The organism is Streptomyces sp. NPDC111802, assembly GCF_055634335.1.
On record NZ_JBVKCZ010000027.1, the window covers coordinates 123691 to 141868 of the forward strand.

Annotated in this window: 13 protein-coding genes; 6 read left to right on the forward strand and 7 right to left on the reverse strand. The window is 70.0% G+C overall.

The window, feature by feature from the left end:
* Positions 1–3 precede the first annotated feature (3 nt).
* Complete coding sequence (locus ACZ7NC_RS28050; protein WP_471492265.1) at positions 4–237, forward strand: hypothetical protein; 234 nt, start codon at positions 4–6, stop codon at positions 235–237.
* Positions 238–241: 4 nt separating this feature from the next.
* Here the strand turns inward: ACZ7NC_RS28050 and ACZ7NC_RS28055 are convergent, their stop codons facing one another.
* The 3 genes from ACZ7NC_RS28055 to ACZ7NC_RS28065 form a co-directional block, all read right to left on the reverse strand.
* Positions 242–865 (reverse strand): GNAT family N-acetyltransferase, encoded by a 624-nt coding sequence (locus tag ACZ7NC_RS28055; RefSeq protein WP_471492244.1) that lies wholly within the window; start codon positions 863–865, stop codon positions 242–244.
* A complete protein-coding gene (locus ACZ7NC_RS28060) occupies positions 862–1080 on the reverse strand; it encodes a hypothetical protein (protein ID WP_471492266.1) in 219 nt (72 codons plus the stop codon). The genes ACZ7NC_RS28055 and ACZ7NC_RS28060 overlap by 4 nt, the downstream gene beginning before the upstream one ends.
* 135 nt (positions 1081–1215) lie before the next feature.
* Positions 1216–2643 (reverse strand): MFS transporter, encoded by a 1428-nt coding sequence (locus ACZ7NC_RS28065; protein ID WP_471492245.1) that lies wholly within the window; start codon positions 2641–2643, stop codon positions 1216–1218.
* A 101-nt stretch (positions 2644–2744) separates the two neighbouring features.
* Here ACZ7NC_RS28065 and ACZ7NC_RS28070 point away from each other — a divergent pair, with 101 nt between their 5' ends.
* Positions 2745–3665, forward strand: a complete 921-nt coding sequence (locus ACZ7NC_RS28070; RefSeq protein ID WP_471492246.1) for a helix-turn-helix transcriptional regulator — start codon at positions 2745–2747, stop codon at positions 3663–3665.
* An 8-nt stretch (positions 3666–3673) separates the two neighbouring features.
* Here ACZ7NC_RS28070 and ACZ7NC_RS28075 read toward each other — a convergent pair whose 3' ends face one another.
* A complete protein-coding gene (locus ACZ7NC_RS28075) occupies positions 3674–5119 on the reverse strand; it encodes an MFS transporter (protein ID WP_471492247.1) in 1446 nt (481 codons plus the stop codon).
* Positions 5120–5183: 64 nt separating this feature from the next.
* On the opposite strand from ACZ7NC_RS28075, the gene dusB reads away from it, so the two are divergent.
* Complete coding sequence (dusB, locus tag ACZ7NC_RS28080) at positions 5184–6326, forward strand: tRNA dihydrouridine synthase DusB (protein ID WP_471492248.1); 1143 nt, start codon at positions 5184–5186, stop codon at positions 6324–6326.
* A gap of 3 nt (positions 6327–6329) precedes the next feature.
* On the opposite strand, the gene ACZ7NC_RS28085 is transcribed toward dusB, so the two are convergent.
* The 3 genes from ACZ7NC_RS28085 to ACZ7NC_RS28095 form a co-directional block, all read right to left on the reverse strand.
* A complete protein-coding gene (locus ACZ7NC_RS28085) occupies positions 6330–8078 on the reverse strand; it encodes an alkaline phosphatase family protein (RefSeq protein WP_471492249.1) in 1749 nt (582 codons plus the stop codon).
* Positions 8079–8323: 245 nt separating this feature from the next.
* A complete protein-coding gene (locus tag ACZ7NC_RS28090) occupies positions 8324–10261 on the reverse strand; it encodes an amylo-alpha-1,6-glucosidase (RefSeq protein WP_471492250.1) in 1938 nt (645 codons plus the stop codon).
* Positions 10258–11721, reverse strand: coding sequence for an MGH1-like glycoside hydrolase domain-containing protein (locus ACZ7NC_RS28095; RefSeq protein ID WP_471492251.1), 1464 nt, complete (start codon positions 11719–11721; stop codon positions 10258–10260). Before ACZ7NC_RS28095 ends, ACZ7NC_RS28090 begins: the two co-directional genes overlap by 4 nt.
* Before the next feature lie 131 nt (positions 11722–11852).
* On the opposite strand from ACZ7NC_RS28095, the gene ACZ7NC_RS28100 reads away from it, so the two are divergent.
* From ACZ7NC_RS28100 to ACZ7NC_RS28110, 3 genes are all read left to right on the forward strand, one after another.
* Entirely contained in the window at positions 11853–13049 is a 1197-nt protein-coding gene (locus ACZ7NC_RS28100) for an ROK family transcriptional regulator (RefSeq protein WP_471492252.1), read from the forward strand.
* A 407-nt stretch (positions 13050–13456) separates the two neighbouring features.
* Positions 13457–16177 (forward strand): pyruvate, phosphate dikinase, encoded by a 2721-nt coding sequence (gene ppdK, locus ACZ7NC_RS28105; protein ID WP_471492253.1) that lies wholly within the window; start codon positions 13457–13459, stop codon positions 16175–16177.
* 1091 nt (positions 16178–17268) lie between these two features.
* Positions 17269–17418 (forward strand): hypothetical protein, encoded by a 150-nt coding sequence (locus tag ACZ7NC_RS28110; protein ID WP_471492254.1) that lies wholly within the window; start codon positions 17269–17271, stop codon positions 17416–17418.
* Positions 17419–18178 lie beyond the last annotated feature (760 nt).

Sequence of the window (18178 nt, forward strand, 5' to 3'; positions counted from 1 at the left end):
GGGTTGAGCCGGCATTGGAGGGTCCAGGTCGCTCGTTGTGCGGCCGAGGTAGGTGACCGGGCCCGGGCCGGACGTCGATCTCGTGACCCGGCCGCCATGGCCGGAGCCCTCTTCCGCGCGACGGACCGCTTCCACGACCCGCGCTACGCCGGGGAGTGGGAGCAGCCGGGTGTGGAGGGGGCGTTCGAGGTGCTCGTGGAGATGTTGATCCGGGGGTTGCGGGCTGCTCGGGGTTGAGGCGTCACAGGTGGTCCGGATCACCCGTCGTGCGGCCGAGGTAGGTGACCGGGCCCGGGGTCGGGACGTCGATCTCGTGGAAGCCGAGGCGGTCGTAGAAAGCCCTGGCCGGGGTGTTGGCCGTGACCATGGAGAGGTGGACGGCCGGGACCTCCTTGTCCTGGAGGGTCTCCAGCAGGGTGCGCATCAGCGCGCGGCCGTGGCCCCGGCCCTGCCACGCCGGGAGCAGGTCGATGTGGAGGTGGGCCGGGTAGGCCGCGACCTCCGGGACGAGCATGCGCTCCGGGTCGTGCAGAAGGGCGGTCATCTGCTCGTCCGGGGTGGCCGGCGGGCCGGACGGCCGGGGGTGGCGGCGGGCGGCCAGGGGCAGCCACTCGGTGCGGAAGGCCCTCACGAAGCGCGGGGTGTCCGCCGCGCCCAGGATGTAGCCGACCGCCCGGCCCGCACCGTCGTCCAGGACGAACGCGAGATCCGGTTCCAGGACGACGTACGGAAGCGCGAAGGCCGCCGGGAAGATGCCGGGGTCCCGGTAGTGCGGCCGGCTGTCGCCGCCCTCGTGGGCCGTGCGGACGCAGATGTCCTCGATGGCCGCCCGGTCCTCGGGGCGGTACCTGCGGATACGGGTCATCGGTCGGGCTGGGCCTCCGTCGGGTCCACCGTCGCCTGATGGGCCTCCGCCAGGTGCTCCTCCGCCTTCAGCCACGGCAGGAACTGCGCGCTCTTGCGCCAGCCGCAGGTGTCGCATCTGATCGAGCGCTGCGCGCCTTTGCGCTGTACTCGTACGACGTGCTCGCGCCCGTGGTGGTCCCAGCGGCTCACCTTGCTCGTGTTGATCTCCAGCATGACGCCTCCAGCGTCCCAGGACATCGAGTCTGCGTGCGCGCCCTCGCGCAGCAAGGAGTGTGCAGCAAGACCAACATCAACAGGGACTCTTCCCCGGCGAGTTGACCAACCTGTGGCCACACCCTCACAACTCGCTCAGCCGACGGTGCGCGGCAGCCGCAGGCTGAGCAGGCCCGTCAGCACCACTCCGGCCAGCTGGACCAGCAACGTCGTGATCAGAGCGTCCCGCATGCCCGCCCCCGGGACCAGGGAGAGGAACAGCGTGCCCAGGGTCGCCACACCCAGCGCCAACGACGACTGCTGGGTCGTGATCATCACCCCGCTGCCCACCCCCGCCCGCGCCGGCGGCACCTCGGACAGGACGATCCGGAAGACGACGGGGAGCTGGACGGCCTGGCCCGCGCCGGCGATCGCGGCACCGGGGAGCAGTTCGAGGACACCGAGGTGCGGCCAGGAGCGCCAGGCGGCCAGCGCGATCAGCGCCACGCCCACCCCCTGGACCGCCGCACCGACGGTCACCACGCGGGTGCCGTAACGGGCCACCAGCCGCGGCCCGGCGAGGGAGACGAAGAAGAACGCCACCGCCATCGGGACCAGGGCCAGCCCCGCCTGGACCGGGCCGTGGCCCGCACCCTGCTGGAGCGCCACCGCGATCACGAACATGAAGCCGCTGAAGCCGATCGAGAACGGCACGATCATCACCAGACCGCGCCGCAGGGACACCAGGGCGAACAGGCTCGGCGGCACCAACGGCGTACGGCCCTGCCGGTCCGCCCTGCGCTCCACCGCGTAGAACGCCGCCGCCACCAACGGGAACGCCGCCAGCGACAGCCACGTCCACAGCGGCCAGCCCGCCGCACGGCCCTCGGTGAGCGGGGCCAGCAGCGCGAGCAGGGCGGCGGCGAGCAGCACCGTGCCGGGGCCGTCGACCGGTTCCGGGTGCTGGGAGCGGGTCTCCGGGACGGCGCGGGCCGCGAGGAAGAGGCCGACGAGGACGACGGGCACGTTCACCAGGAACACCGAGCGCCAGCCGGTGCCCGCGATGTCAGCCGCGACGAGTACGCCGCCGAGGATCTGCCCGGCCACCATCGACAGGCCGGCCGTCGCGCCGTACAGGCTCATGGCCTTCGCGCGGCGCGGGCCGCTGGTGGCCGCCTGGATCGTCGCCAGCACCTGCGGCAGCATCGCCGCCGACGCCGCGCCCTGCGCGACCCGCGCCGCGACGAGCGTCCACGCGCTCGGCGCGAGCCCGCACGCCAGCGAGGTCAGTCCGAAGGCCGCCATGCCGCCGAGGAAGAGGCGGCGCCGGCCGAAGAGGTCACCGAGCCGCCCGCCGAGGACGAGCAGCACGGCGTACGCCAACCCGTAGCCCGCCACGACGAGTTCGAGCACGGCCTCGCTCGCCGCGAGGTCATGGCCGATGGTGGGCAGCGCCACGTTGACGATGAAGAAGTCGATGAGGGGAAGTGCCGCCGCGAGCAGCACCGTGAAGAGGCCGAGGCCGCCGAGCGAGGGTGGCGCCGCGGTGGTCCGGGCCTTGTGCGCAGTGATGGTTTCGGTCACGGTGAAGAGCCTGCGCCCGCTGCGAGACGGGTACCAGAGTCCCTTTATCCTGGTAGCAGGAGCACCTGGAAACAGGGTCGGGACAGCGGCAGGCTGGAAGGATGACGACCATGGCCCAGGAGACGGTCACCGAAGCCCCGCGCGCCCACGCCGCGTCGGCGATCCGGCGCCACGAACTCGCCGAGTTCCTGCGCCACCGCCGCGAGCACATCACCCCCGAGCAGGTCGGCCTGCCCCGGGGCCGCCGACGCCGCACACCCGGGCTGCGCCGCGAGGAGGTCGCCCAGCTCTCGGCCGTCGGCGTCACGTGGTACACGTGGCTCGAACAGGCCAGGGACATCCAGGTCTCGGTCCAGGTCCTCGACGCTCTCGCCCGCACCCTGATGCTCGACCCCAGCGAGCGTTCCCACATCTTCCAGCTGGCCGGGGCGGTGGATCCGACGCCGGCGACGACCTGCCCTTCGGTGACGCCGGCGATGCGGGCCGTACTGGAGCAACTCGAGCCGTATCCGGCCTGTCTGCAGAACAGCCGGTACGACATCCTCGCCCACAACCGCACGTACGGGCTGCTGCTGTGCGACCTGGAGGCCATTGCGCCGGAGGACCGCAACTGCCTGATCCTTTCCTACACGAACGAGGACTGGAAGTCGTCGATCGTGCACCTGGAGGAGGCCCAGCGCCTGATGGCCGCCCGCTTCCGCGCAGCGATGGCCGGCCATCTCGCCGAGCCTGCCTGGAAGATGCTCCTCAAACGCCTGCGCACGGAGTCACCCGAGTTCAGCGAGGCGTGGGAGCGCCACGAGGTGGTGGCTCACCGCACCAAGCGGAAGGAATTCATCAACCGGTATGTGGGGAGGGTGGTGGTCGACCATACGGACCTGTGGCTGAGCCCGGAGGTCGGGCCGCGGATGGTGACGTATGTGCCGGCGGACGAGGAGTCGAGGGAACGTCTCGAGAAGCTCCAAGAGATCGCTCTCAAAGGGGCGCGGGGAACTGCGCGACCAGCCCCCACGAGCCGTTAGCCGCCGAGCTACGCGACCACGCGGGACGCACCGCGAATCTCGGCCGACTCCAACGTCTCAGCCGTACGTTCAGCAGTCCTGCGCGCCCACGGCCCGCTCGTCACCGCGCCTACGACCAGGACCAACAGCCCGCACCCGGTGACAATCCACCACCCCGGCACCGCGGCCGACACGAACGCCTCCCGGTACGACGACGCCCCCACCCCGGAAGCGAGCACCGCACCGACCACCGCCACCCCGAGCGTCTGCCCCAGCTGACGGCTCGTGGAGGCGACGGCGGCCGCGACCCCGGCCTGCGCACGCGGCATCCCCGACACCGCCGTGTTCGTGATCGGCGCGTTCACGAACCCGAACCCGATGCCGAACAGGGCGTAGCCGAGGATCAGCGTGACATTGGACGTCTCGGCGTCGAAGAGGGCGAACAGCGCGGCACTGCTCGTCATCGCGACACCCGCGACCGCCAGCGACAGCCGCGGCCCCCGACTGCCGACCAGCCGCCCGGACAGGGGCGCGCACAGGAACATCGGCATCGCCATCGGCAGCATCCACAGGCCCGCGTCCAGGGCGTCCAACCCGCGTACGTTCTGCAGGTACAGCGTCGACAGGAAAAGGAACCCGCCCAGCGCCGCGAACGCGCCGATCGCGATCACCGTCGCCCCGCTGAACGGCGCCGAACGGAAGAAGCGCAGGTCGATCAGGGGCTCCGCGCGGCGCGGCTCGTACCGGAGGAGGCCCAGCAGGGCCGCCAGCGCGATCGCCGCGAACGGCAGGACCGAGGTGAGCCCGGCGTTCGGTGCCTCGATGATCGCGTACGTCAGCGAGCCGAACAGCGCGATCACCAGGAGCTGGCCGACCGGGTCGAGGCGGCGGGCCCTGGGGGCACGGGACTCGGGGACGAAGCGGAGGGTGAGCAGGAGGGCGGCAAGGCCCACCGGCAGATTGACCCAGAAGATCGCGCGCCAGTCCACCGCGTCCACGAGCAGGCCCCCGACCAGCGGTCCCGCGGCCATCGAGATACCGACGACCCCGCCCCAGACGCCGATCGCCCGTGCCCGCTCGCGCGGGTCAGTGAAGGTGTTGGTGATGATCGACATCGCGACCGGGTTGAGCATCGAACCGCCCACCGCCTGGATCATCCGGAAGACGATCAGCGCGTCCAGGGTCGGGGCGACGGAGCACAGCGCCGAGCCGATGGTGAACAGGACCAGGCCGGTCATGAAGACCCGTTTGCGGCCGATCCGGTCCGCCGTGGACCCGGCCAGCATCAGCAGGGAGGCCAGGACGAGTGTGTAGGCGTCGATCGTCCACTGCAGGCCCGAGGTGCTCGCGCCGAGGTCGCGTTGCATCGAGGGCAGGGAGACGTTGAGGGCCGTGGTGTCGAGGCTCACGATCAGCAGGCTCATGCAGCAGATCGCGAGGACCAGCGTCCGGCGGCGGGGGCTGAGCTCCGGCATCCTTGAATAGTACGGCTAACTAATGAATTTCGCCGCACCCCGTTCAGTACGTGAGAATGGGTGGATGCCCATGACCGCCTCGCCCCTGCAGATCGGCCCCCACACCGTCCAGCCGCCCGTCGTCCTGGCGCCGATGGCCGGTATCACCAACGCGCCCTTCCGCACCCTGTGCCGGGAGTTCAGCGGCGGCAAGGGGCTGTTCGTCAGCGAGATGATCACCACTCGGGCGCTGGTCGAGCGCAACGAGAAGACCATGCAGCTGATCCACTTCGACGAGAGCGAGAAGCCTCGGTCGATCCAGCTCTACGGCGTCGATCCGGCCACCGTCGGCAAGGCCGTCCGCATGATCGCGGAGGAGGGGCTGGCCGATCACATCGACCTGAACTTCGGCTGCCCCGTCCCGAAGGTGACACGGAAGGGCGGCGGATCCGCGCTGCCGTTCAAGCGGCACCTGCTGCGGGCGATCCTGCGGGAGGCCGTGAGCGGGGCGGGGGAGCTGCCGGTCACGATGAAGATGCGCAAGGGCATCGACGACGACCACATCACCTACCTGGACGCCGGGCGGATCGCGGTCGAGGAGGGCGTGACCGCGATCGCGCTGCACGGGCGTACCGCGGCGCAGCACTACGGCGGCACGGCCGACTGGGACGCCATCGCGCGGCTGAAGGAGCATGTGCCGGAGATTCCGGTGCTCGGCAACGGGGACATCTGGTCGGCCGAGGACGCGGTGCGCATGGTCCGCGAGACCGGGTGCGACGGAGTCGTGGTCGGGCGGGGGTGCCTGGGGCGGCCCTGGCTGTTCTCCGACCTGGTCGCGGTCTTCGAAGGACGTACGGAAGACATCGCTCGGCCGACCCTGCGCGAGGTCGCCGACGTCATGGTCCGGCACGCCACGCTGCTCGGGGAGTGGATCGGGGACGAGGCGCGGGGCGTCATCGACTTCCGCAAGCACGTCGCCTGGTACCTGAAGGGCTTCGCGGTCGGCTCGGAGATGCGCAAGCGGCTCGCGATCACTTCCTCGCTGGAGGAGCTGCGGGGCGGTCTTGACGAGTTGGACCTCGACCAGCCCTGGCCCGCCGGCGCCGACGGGCCCCGCGGCCGTACGTCCGGCAACAACCGGGTGGTGCTGCCGGACGGGTGGCTGAAGGACCCGTACGACTGTGCCGGGGTGAGCGAGGACGCGGAGCTGGACACCTCCGGCGGCTGAGGGCTACTTCGACGCGCTCGGGGTCGAGCCGTACGCCTTCAGAAAGCGGTCGCGGAAGGAACTCATCTTCCAGACCGGGGTCTTGGAGGTGGGCTGGAGGCCGTCCGCCCAGTTCCATGAGGTGATCCTGTCCAGGACCTCGGGATCCTTGGCGACGATCGAGATCGGCACGTCACGGCTGGCCTTGGTGCCGCTGACGCGGGACATCGGCTGGTGGTCGCCCAGGAACACCAGGACGGTGTCGTCGGTGCCGTAGCGCTCCAGCCACTGGGTGAGGCTGGTGACGGAGTACGAGATCGACTTGCCGTACTCCTGCTTGGAGCGGGTGGAGTCGGAGATGATGTCCGCCGGCTTGGTGCCCGCCTTCTGGATGGGCTTGAAGACCGAGCCGTCGCCCAGGTCGTCCCAGTCGACCAACTTGGGGATGGGCGCCCAGGGCTGGTGGCTGGAGGTCAGGATGATCTCCGACATCAGGGGCTTGTCGCGCTTCTTGCCGTGGACCTGGCGCTGGAACGCCTCCAGGGCGTACTGGTCGGGCATCGTCGACCAGCTGAACTTCGGTCCCTTGTAGCCGAGTTGGAAGGCGTTGTAGAGCTTGTCCAGGCCGTAGTACCGCTGTTCCGGCCAGGCCTTCTGCACACCGGGCATCACGCCGACCGTGTCCCACTCGCCGGTCTTCTGGAAGGCCTTGGTGAGGCTGAGGTGGTCGCTCGCCATGACGGTGCGGTAGCGCTGCTGGTTGTCGATCCACAGGCCGGACAGGGTGGTGGAGTGGCCCAGCCAGCTGTTGCCGCCGTAGGTCGCCGATGTCAGCCAGCCGCTCTTCGCGTGGAAACCGGCCTTCGCCAGCGCCGCGGTGCTCGTGTCGAGGGTGCTGGTGACGCCGGGGGCTATCTCGGGGTCCTCAAGGGCGCTGCGGCCGTAGCTCTCGATGAAGGTGAAGACGACGTCCTTGCCGCGCAGATCGGGCACCAGTTGGGCGGGCGGTGTGCTGCCGAACGTGTCGGCCTTCGCGTCCTTCGCGAACTGCGCCTCGTCGCGCAGGGTGTCCATCGCCCGGCGGGCGTGGACCTTCACGACACCGGCGGTGTGGTCCGCCGCGATCGGCACACCGGCGATCTGCACACCGAACGCCGTGCAGGTGATCCAGACGGTGCCGGCGATCAGGGCGCCCTTGGACGCCTGCGTCTTGTGCCGGGCCAGGACGTTCGCCACCCGTACGGTCGCCAGGGCGACCAGGGCCGTCAGGAGTACGGCGAGGAGGATGACGCCGATGGTGAGCAGGACCGCGGTCGTGCCGCCCATGGAGTCCCTCATGTACGACTGCGCGTCGTCCAGGAGTTCCCAGTCCAGGACGATGTTGAAGTGCCGGCCCAGGTATTCGTTGAAGCCGATGTCCAACAGGCTCAGGAGGGTCAGCGCGCCCAGGGCGGCGCCGGATATCGCGGCGGTGATCAGACGGGGGCGGCGGGGGAGGCTGAGGAGTACGGCGGCCCCGATGACGGCCTCGGCGGGGAGCCGGACGAACTCCGTGGCCTTGAGGTTGCCGAGGGTGTTCGGCATTTGCAGGCAGATGTGGATGAGGGCGGCGGCCAGGAAGGTCAGGGTCCAGGGGAGGTACGGGCGCGCCTGCTTCTCGGCCTCGGCCTCGCCTTCGGCCGGGTCGTTCCCAGCCACGCCGCCCGTGGCACTTTCGTCGGTCAAGTCATCGTTCGTATCGGCCGATTGACGAAAGCGCGTGAAGACAGGCACCCGAAGGTCCTTCCGTGCGAGGCCCCTGTTGGAGTGGTGTGGCGGGCCGCGCTGGGGAGGCTGGGGCCCGCCATCCCCTCGTACGGCCCGACCTGCGCCCATGTTCAGCCACCGTGCCCCAGAGCTCGGCAAACACCCGGCAAACGCCAGGCCAACAGGCCCGGCCGCGGCCGGCGCCGTACGACGAACCCCCTGTCGCCGACGGCGAAGCCGAGGCCGGACGTCACGGCGCCGCCCCCGGAGGGCTACGCCCCGCCCACCGCGGTGAGCAGCGCCAACGGTGCCGCCGCCGAGCGGGATTCGCGCACACACGCATGGGGGTACGGCACCGGCTCCGCGTGGGTGTCGCGGCCGTAGCCCGCCAGGACCTCCGGCAGACGATGGCCGGTCGTCGTCGCCGCCTCGACCAGGGCGTGGGCGACCGTGCGGGCCTCGTCGTGCAGGCCGTAGCGGGCCAGGCCCAGGGTGATCAGCGCGTTGTCGTGCGGCCAGACCGAGCCGCGGTGGTAGGAGAGGGGGTGGTAGGCCGACTGGCCGGAGGCGAGGGTGCGCACCCCCCAGCCGGAGAAGAAGTCCGGTTCCAGCAGCCGGCGGCCCACCAGCTCGCCGTACTCCTTGTCCAGCAGACCGGACCAGAGCAGATGCCCCGCGTCCGAGGCGAGCGCGTCCACCTGACGGCCCGAGCCGTCCAGCGCCAGGGCCGGGAAGGAGTGCTCCGGCATCCAGAAGTCCCGCTGGAAACGGTCCCGCAGGTCGGCCGCCGCCTGTTCCAGGAGGGCCGCGTAGGTCTCGTCCTGCCACACCGTGCGGGCCAGCCATGCCGTGCGGCGCAGGGCGTCGTAGGCGTAGCCCTGGGCGCCCGCCGCCATCACGGGGCCGGTGGGGCGGGTGCCGTCGGAGTCGCAGATGGCGCCCGGGGAGTCCTTCCAGTTCTGGTTCGCCAGGCCGCCCTGGTCGGCGCGGTAGACCAGGTAGCCGCGGGTGGTGAGGCCGCCGTGGTCCAGCATCCAGCCGATCGCCGCCCGGGCATGGGGCTCCAGCCGGCGGGCCAGGGCGGTGTCGGCGGTCTGTTCCACGTATGCGCCGAGCAGGATCAGGAACAGCGGGGTCGCGTCCACCGAGCCGTAGTAGCGGCCGAACGGCACCTGCCCGAAGTGCGCCAGCTCGCCCTGCCGCACCTCGTGCACGATCTTGCCGGGCTGGGAGACCGCGTCGGCTCCCGTCTCCGTCGCCTGGGTCGCGGCCAGCGCGGGGAGCGTGGCGGCGGCCAGCCGGGGGCGGTAGGGGAGGGCGAACAGTGAGGTGAGGAGGGCGTCGCGGCCCAGCAGGGTCAGGAACCAGGGGGCTCCCGCCGCGGGGACGCGCAGTTCCTCGCCGTCGGGGCCCGTCGCCGGGACCTGGAGCGCGGCCAGGTCGGCCAGGCCCCGCGCACAGGCGGCGGCCAGCTCGGGCCAGCCCGTCGGGAAGGCCACGCCCTCCACGAACTCCCCCTCCACGGAAAGGAGTTGGGCGGAGAGGGCCCCGGGGGAGCGGGGGACGCGCAGCGGGCGCCGGTCGCCGTGGGGGCGGGCCATCACCCGGAGGGTCAGCTCCGCCGTGCTGTGCGGAGCGAGGTCCAGGGTCCAGACCATGCGGCGGGCGCCGGTCCCCGTCTCCTCCACGGCGTCGGGAGCCGGGTCGGCCGTCACCGTCGTCACCGAGCGCCATTCGCCTCGCTGGTAGGTGAACTCCACGCCGTGGTCGAGGACCTGACGGGAGCGGGTGGCGCCGGGCTTGGTGTAGGTGCGGTGGTCCGAGCGCAGCTCGAACTGGTCGGTGAAGTCCGCGTCGGCGGTGACCGCGAGGCGGATCGTGGTCGGCACCGGCCGGTTGCTGGTCACCCGCAGGGACTCGATGAACGAGCTGTCCCCCACGGCCTGTTCACGGAAGAGCGTGTAGGCCGCGGGCTCGTTGCGGCCGCCGCGCGGGACCAGCACACAGCGTGCGGTGTCCCCGTCGGCGACCGGGCTGAGCGCCTCCGGCACCGCTCCGTCCACGGTGAGCTGCCAGCGGCTCAAGTGCCGTGCGTCGCGCACGAACAGCCCTTCCGGGGAGCCGGCGGCGCGTACGCCGCTGATGTCCCCGCCGTCCCCCACGGCAGCGAACGTCCCCCCGTACACGAGCAGATGATGACGATCCGTCATCCCCGGCTCCCTCCCTTGAGGTCCTTGAGGTCCTTGCGTTCCTCGATGCTGTGCAGCAGATCGAGCGTGAGCGCGGCCGTCCAGCCGAAGCCGGTGGCCCCGCATGCCTCGCCGGTGTACGGATCGACGTACTCGGCGAAATCGGAGGAGACGGCCAGCTCCAGCACCGCCTCACGCAGGGCGTCGGCGCGCTCTCGCTCGCCGTGGGTGCGCAGGCCGCGCTCCAGCAGCCAGTTGGTGTTGAACCAGGCCGGGCCCCGCCAGTAGCGGTGCGGGTCGAAGGCCTCGCCGACGAGGTCGTAGGACGGGGCGAGGCGGGTCGTGTCGCCGAGGCCGAAGTGCGGGCCGTGCGCCGTGCGGACCAGGGCGGTGGCGATGTCGCGCGGGAGGGTGGGCAGGAGGAGGGGGACCAGGCCCGCGACGCCGCGTTCGGGGATGAGCTCTCCCGTCCGCACGTCGTGGCAGAGGAAGATCTCCTTCGCCGGGTCCCACATGCGCTCGATCAGCGCCGTCGTCAGGCGCTCGGCGCGTGTCTGCCGGGCCGTGCCCGTCGCGCCCAGCTCCCTCGCGATGCCGGCCAGCGCGTGCTCGGAGGCGATGAGCAGGGCGTTGAACGCCGGATCCTCGACGGCGAAGTCGCCCGCCCCTCTCCCGCCACCGCCCGCGACCGAGGCCCCGCGGACCACCCCGTTGATTCCGCCGTCGGCGTACTGCCCGTCCCGGTAGTCCGCCGCCAGCCGCACATAGCGCCCGTAGTCCAGATCCGTCGGCCGGTCCTCGGGGGAGCCGTGGGCGAGGTCGGCGCGGCGGAAGGAGCGGGCCGGGGCCGGCGTGACCCGGCTCAGCGGCGCGTCCCAGCAGGGGCTGTTGTCCATGCCCTGTTCCCACGGGTGCACCACCGACGCCAGGCCGCCCCCGCCGAGGTCGCGCCGGTGCAGCAGATAGCGGTGCCAGGCGGCGAGGCGGGGATACATCCGGGTGAGGAAGCCGCGCGCCCGGGACAGCCCGGGGTCGGCGCGGTGCACCAGCCAGGCCGCCAGCGCGTGCACCGGTGGCTGCACGATGCCGGAGGTCTCCACGGTGCGCGGGGCGCCCGCGGCCCCCCCCGCGGTGGAGGAACGCCAGAAGTCGGGGCTCGGGAAGTAGGCGTCGAGCGGCACGGAGGAGTTGAAGACGATGTGCGGGACGCGCCCGTCACCCCACTGGGCGTCGAACAGCGTCTCCAGCTCCGTCTGGGCCCGTAACGGCGAGATGTGCCGGAGGCCGATCGCGATGAACGCCGAGTCCCAGGACCACTGGTGCGGATACAGACTGAGCGAGGGCACCGTCGAGGAACCGGTCCAGTTGGCCTCCAGCACCCGGGCGGCGCCGAGGTGGCGGGGGTCGTCGGCCGCCGGTGGCGGATCGTATGCGATGTCACGGGCCGCTGGGCGGGCTGTGAGTTGAGCGGTGCGATCCACTTCGGGGCTCCCCGAAAGACGTCCGGCCGACCGGTTCGGGTAGTACTGGTCGGCGCCACAGTAGAGTTACGTCTATTTAACACGCAAAACCCAGCATGTAATGCAGGCTTGAGAAACACAAGGGGGTGTGCATGAGCGCACGGGGCCAGGCGAGTGCCGGAGAACTGCTCGAACTGGTACGGAGCGGGCGGGCCGTCACACGCGGAGCACTTCAGCAGGCGACCGGGCTGTCCCGTGCCACCGTCGGCCAGCGCCTGGACCGCCTCTTCCGGGCCGGCTGGCTGCGCGAGGGAGCCGGCGGGCCGGTGGACTCCCCGCTGGGCGGACGCCCCTCCATCACCCTGGAGTTCGACGACGCCCACGCCGTCGTCCTCGCCGCCGACCTGGAGACCCGGCACGCGCGTGCCGCCGTACTGTCGCTGACCGGCGAGATCCTCGCCGAGCACAGCGGCACGCTGGTCATCGAGGACGGGCCGGAGACGGTCCTTGACGAGTTGGCGCTCTGGTTCGCCGAGCTGGTGGAGAAGGCCGGGCGGCGGGCCGAGGAGGTGTGCGGCATCGGCCTCGCGGTGCCGGGGCCGGTGGACAGCGAGACCGGCCGGGTCGTCCAGCCGCCGATCATGCCCGGCTGGGACGGCTACGACATAAGGGGGCGACTGTCCCGCGCCTTCGGCGAGCGGACGCAGTCCGCGCCGGTACCGGTCCTCGTCGACAACGACGCCAACCTGATGGCGTACGGCGAACAGCGCACGGGATATCCGCGCTGCTCGGCGTTCGTGCTGGTCAAGGTGTCGACCGGGATAGGTGCCGGGGTCGTGGTGGACGGCTCGGTGTACCGGGGCATCGACGGCGGCGCGGGCGACATCGGGCACATCCGGGTGGGCGCCGATGTGCGGTGCCGGTGCGGTTCGTACGGCTGTCTGGCCGCCGTCGCCAGTGGCGGTGCCGTGGCCCGGCGGCTGGCCGAGGACGGGGTGCCGGCGGCCTCCGGCTCGGATGTGCGGGACCTGCTGGCGGCCGGGCATCCGGGGGCGGCCGCACTGGCCCGCGAGGCCGGGCGGCAGGTCGGGGACGTGCTGGCGACCGTGGTGACCCTGCTCAACCCCGGGGTGCTGATGATCGCCGGGGATCTGGCCGGGACGGCCTTCCTCACCGGGGTGCGGGAGTTGCTGTACCAGCGGGCGCTGCCGCGCTCCACCGCTCATCTGGATGTGGTGACCTCGCGGCTGGGGGAGCGGGCCGGGCTGATCGGGGCCGGGGCGCTGGTCGTGGAGCATCTGTACGCGCCCGAGCGGGTGGAGGAACGGCTGGTCACGCTGGGTGTGTGACGACCGCGTTTCCATCCCGGACGCACGTCCGCATGGTGAAATCCCCACGGCTGTGGCAGCGTGATTCTCGCCACCCTTGATAAGGGTTGCGCTCAGATGAGCGGATCTTGAGCGGTTGCACTTCTCCAAGGGGTGGCACTCGGTGCCACCCCTTGATCGTTCATCGATCGAAATCAGACGTGCGGTAAGGCTGCTCATCTGAGCGAAAATCCGCACCTGTGGGCGCTCTTGCGTTCAAGAAGTGAAAACATCCGCGTGTCAGCGCTTGCCAACCTTTGACTTTCGATCCTCTGGCGGACGGGTGGTTACAGGCGCATGACGCATGAGTAGACGTACCCAGGCGCCTTCGATCTGGGTATGTTCCTCGCCGTCAGGGCAGCCACCACGTCCTCGAGGGAGTCGAGACCGTGTCGGAAAACAAAGAACCCCACGTAGCGAAGTTCGTTTACGACTTCACCGAGGGAAACAAAGACCTCAAGGACCTCTTGGGTGGCAAGGGCGCCAACCTCGCGGAGATGACCAACCTCGGGCTTCCCGTTCCCCCGGGCTTCACGATCACGACAGAAGCCTGCAAGGTCTACCTCGACAGCGGCGTGGAGCCCGCGGCACTGCGTGACGAGGTGAGTGCGCACCTCGACGCCCTCGAGTCCCGTATGGGCAAGAAGCTCGGCCAGGCCGACAACCCTCTGCTCGTCTCGGTTCGCTCCGGCGCGAAGTTCTCCATGCCCGGCATGATGGACACGGTTCTGAACATCGGCCTCTCCGACAAGTCGGTGAAGGGCCTCGCGGAGCAGGCGGGCGACGAGCGTTTCGCCTGGGACTCCTACCGTCGTCTCATCCAGATGTTCGGCAAGACGGTCCTCGGCGTCGACGGCGACCTCTTCGAGGAAGCTCTCGACAAGGCCAAGGAGGCCAAGAAGGTCACGGTCGACACCGACCTGGAGGCCGCGGACCTCAAGAAGCTGGTCACCTCCTTCAAGAAGATCGTCAAGAGGGAGGCCGGCCGGGACTTCCCGCAGGACCCGCGCGAGCAGATGGACCTCGCCATCCACGCGGTCTTCGACTCCTGGAACACCGACCGCGCCAAGCTGTACCGCCGCCAGGAGCGCATCCCGCACGACCTCGGCACGGCCGTCAACGTCTGCTCCATGGTCTTCGGCAACCTGGGCCCCGACTCCGGCACCGGCGTCGCCTTCACCCGTGACCCCGCCTCCGGCCACCAGGGCGTCTACGGCGACTACCTGCAGAACGCCCAGGGCGAGGACGTGGTGGCGGGCATCCGCAACACGGTCCCGCTGGCGGAGCTGGAGTCGATCGACAAGAAGTCGTACGACCAGCTGATGCAGATCATGGAGACGCTGGAGAACCACTACAAAGACCTCTGCGACATCGAGTTCACCATCGAGCGCGGGCAGCTGTGGATGCTCCAGACCCGGGTCGGCAAGCGGACGGCGGGCGCGGCCTTCCGGATCGCCACGCAGCTCGTGGACCAGGGGCTCATCGACGAGGCGGAGGCGCTGCAGCGCGTCAACGGCGCCCAGCTCGCCCAGCTGATGTTCCCGAAGTTCGACGACGAGGCGAAGGTCGAGCAGGTCGGCCGGGGCATCGCGGCCTCGCCGGGTGCGGCGGTCGGCAAGGCGGTCTTCGACTCGTACACCGCGGTGAAGTGGTCGCGGTCGGGGGAGAAGGTCATCCTGGTCCGCCGGGAGACCAACCCGGACGACCTCGACGGCATGATCGCGGCCGAGGGCATCCTGACCTCCCGCGGCGGCAAGACGTCCCACGCGGCGGTGGTCGCGCGCGGCATGGGCAAGACCTGTGTCTGCGGCGCCGAGGAGCTGGAGGTCGACACCAAGCGGCGCCGGATGACGGTCCCCGGCGGGCATGTGGTGGAGGAAGGCGACGTCATCTCGATCGACGGGTCGAGCGGCAAGGTCTACCTGGGCGAGGTCCCGGTGGTCCCCTCCCCGGTCGTGGAGTACTTCGAGGGCCGGATGCACGCGGGCGCCCACGACGCCGGCGAGCTGGTCGAGGCCGTGCACCGGATCATGGCGTTCGCCGACCGCAAGCGGCGGCTGCGGGTGCGCGCCAACGCGGACAACGCCGAGGACGCGATGCGCGCCCGTCGGTTCGGCGCCCAGGGCATCGGTCTGTGCCGTACGGAGCACATGTTCCTCGGTGACCGCCGCGAGCTGGTCGAGCGGCTGATCCTGGCCGACACGGAGACCGAGCGCGAGGAGAGCCTGAAGGCGCTGCTCCCGCTGCAGAAGCAGGACTTCGTGGAGCTGTTCTCGGCGATGGACGGCCTGCCGGTGACGATCCGGCTGCTCGACCCGCCGCTGCACGAGTTCCTGCCCGACATCACCGAGCTGTCGGTCCGCGTGGCCCTCGCCGAGTCCCGCCAGGAGCCGCACGAGAACGAACTGCGCCTGCTCCAGGCGGTGCACCGCCTGCACGAGCAGAACCCGATGCTGGGCCTGCGCGGTGTACGCCTCGGCCTGGTCATCCCCGGCCTGTTCACCATGCAGGTACGGGCCATCGCCGAGGCCGCCGCCGAGCGCAAGAACGCCAAGGGCGACCCGCGCGCCGAGGTCATGATCCCGCTCGTCGGCACCGTCCAGGAGCTGGAGATCGTCCGCGAGGAGGCCGACCAGGTCATCGCGGAGGTCGAGGCGGCCACCGGTACGAAGCTCAAGCTGGCGATCGGCACGATGATCGAGCTGCCGCGCGCCGCGCTGACCGCCGGTCAGATCGCCGAGGCGGCGGAGTTCTTCTCCTTCGGCACGAACGACCTCACCCAGACGGTGTGGGGCTTCAGCCGGGACGACGTGGAGGCCTCGTTCTTCACCGCGTACCTGGAGAAGGGCATCTTCGGCGTCTCCCCGTTCGAGACGATCGACAAGGACGGCGTGGGCTCCCTGGTCGCGGCCGCGGCGAAGGCCGGCCGTGAGACCCGCCCCGACCTCAAGCTCGGCGTCTGCGGCGAGCACGGCGGTGACCCGGAGTCGGTGCACTTCTTCCACGAGGTCGGCCTGGACTACGTCTCCTGCTCGCCGTTCCGCATCCCGGTAGCGCGGCTGGAGGCGGGCCGGGCGGCGACCCAGTCGGAGGGCAGCGACCACCGATAGGCCGTACGGCCACCAAGCCCCGGAGCCGCCGCTCGTCCCCGACCCTCAAGACCGATGGGCGGCGGCTCCGGATCACGAAGGAGGGCGGCACCTGTGCGGAGGTGCCGCCCCTCCGGGCATGATCTGCCGAGACTGTCAAGCTAGGTCGCTGACCAGGCAAAATGGCGTTTGCTGGCGTTGGTTGCAGCTGAACCTGCGGGAGGGCGTTGTGCCCTCGTTGTGCCCTCCGGGCACGGCTGGGGTCTGTCACGCGCTGCTACGACAGGAGCTCCGTCCTTGCCCAGGGCGGGGCTTTTGCGTTCGTATCGGCTCCCGAGTAGCGCAAGGGCCCCGGGAGGCGTGAGAGTCCCGGGGCCCCGAGCTCCCTACTTCCGGGCAGGGGAGGCGCCCTGTTGCACGGTTCCCGGCAGATTTACAGCGGGCTCAGTTCACCGTCTATGACCTGCGGCTTTCCACATACCACCTGCTGCCGAGGGACACCTGGGGGCAGCAGAGTTAGGACAAGGGGTCTGCGCAGTCACCTATGGCGGGCGGATGAGCACCGCTTTAGGAGTTCGATCGCGCGGTAGCTCTATATCCGTGAACGTGGGCTGAGCGCCGATTTCCGAGTCCGCGGAAGGGCTTGCCGATCCACCGCCGCTCGCCGTTGTTGATGTCAGGAAGCCGAGTGTCCCTCAGACAGGTGCTCCCGTACAGGGGCCACCTGGTGCTCGACGCTGGTGCTCGTTTGGTGCGAAGTCGATCCGCGTTTCGGCGAGCCTCAGCGCGTGGGCCAGCAACACCAGCAGGGCCGGTCAGAGATGAGTGAGTCGGTGGTAAAAGCCCGGCTCTTCAATCAGCATCTTGACCTCATTCAGGGCAGTGCTCAGATTGTGAGCAGCCTCCGTCATCGTCCGACCCATCGGCTGATCCTCACCGACGAGCGGTCGAGTCGGATGAGCCAGAGACTGCATTCGATCCATCGCCTCGTTCGCGCGTATCAACGAGTCTGCGATGGCCGCGATCTCGCTCTCATATAGCCACTGGACCCCCGCCTGAGCGAGGCGTGGGCGGGCAGCCTCCCTTAGCGCAGCCCACTCACCACAGAGATCATGGAGATCGGCCCGGTGCTGGCCTGGTATGCCCTGGAGATGGCGCGCAGCCGCATCACGATCGCCCTGCAGGCCTCCATAACTGAACTGGCCCACATTCAGAGCGATGTATGTGAGCGCGTCTCGCAGCTGGAGAACCTTGCCGTATGACGTCAGGAAGGACGCAACGGAAGTTTGTGTGAACGCCACGGCGGCCCGCCTCTCAGAGTCCCTAGCCTGAACTTCGGCCACGCGGCTCAAGATGAGGAGAGCGACGGGCACAGCGAATGCGAAGCCGGTAACGCTGCTTACGAGGTTGGTGAAAAAGGGCTGACTCGCCCACCAGCCCAAGGAGTCGCCCACGACGCCCGCTGCCAGTAGCACCGAGCCCAAGCTCAAGAGGGCCAAGGAGCCGCGACGAATCAGACTGGGCGTCTCGCGCCAGAAGCTTCGGACTTGGTGATACAAGTGTCCCTCCCGAGAATTTGGCCAGGTAACCTTCGCGGGCACGAGCCGACGGCAGCGACCGGCACGACGCTGTCGTAGCCCGAGGTGACTCGGGGCTTCGCTGCATAGGCTCAACAGTTGCTCTACCTGTATACCTACTCATATGTCTGGTCTCCGCCGTTCATGCCGTCATGGGCAAGAGCGCGCCACGACGTACCCACTTCGTGACTGAGGAGGACTCGGTGGCAACTGTCAGGGCGACGGACGCAACCGTGGGTGAGATAACCAATAACTAGATGCCCGCTGGGAGCATCGCGCACTCCCTCCTCCGATTCACCCGCCTTCCGCCCCCTTGCACCCATCCGAGTGGTGTTCATCTGAACATCAACGCCTCACGGGCACCGGTCCCTTGCTTTGCGGCTCTCATACACATGATGAGCAAACACGCAAATCACCCAACCTGAAAGCGAGGGGCCATGGCTCG

Excerpts from the sequence above, each read along its gene's own strand:
- ACZ7NC_RS28055 (WP_471492244.1), bottom strand. The coding sequence starts at position 865 with ATGACCCGTATCCGCAGGTACCGCCCCGAGGACCGGGCGGCCATCGAG.
- ACZ7NC_RS28060 (WP_471492266.1), bottom strand. The coding sequence starts at position 1,080 with ATGCTGGAGATCAACACGAGCAAGGTGAGCCGCTGGGACCACCACGGG.
- ACZ7NC_RS28070 (WP_471492246.1), top strand. The coding sequence starts at position 2,745 with ATGACGACCATGGCCCAGGAGACGGTCACCGAAGCCCCGCGCGCCCAC.
- ACZ7NC_RS28075 (WP_471492247.1), bottom strand. The coding sequence starts at position 5,119 with ATGCCGGAGCTCAGCCCCCGCCGCCGGACGCTGGTCCTCGCGATCTGC.
- dusB (WP_471492248.1), top strand. The coding sequence starts at position 5,184 with ATGCCCATGACCGCCTCGCCCCTGCAGATCGGCCCCCACACCGTCCAG.
- ACZ7NC_RS28090 (WP_471492250.1), bottom strand. The coding sequence starts at position 10,261 with ATGACGGATCGTCATCATCTGCTCGTGTACGGGGGGACGTTCGCTGCC.
- ACZ7NC_RS28100 (WP_471492252.1), top strand. The coding sequence starts at position 11,853 with ATGAGCGCACGGGGCCAGGCGAGTGCCGGAGAACTGCTCGAACTGGTA.
- ACZ7NC_RS28110 (WP_471492254.1), top strand. The coding sequence starts at position 17,269 with ATGGAGATCGGCCCGGTGCTGGCCTGGTATGCCCTGGAGATGGCGCGC.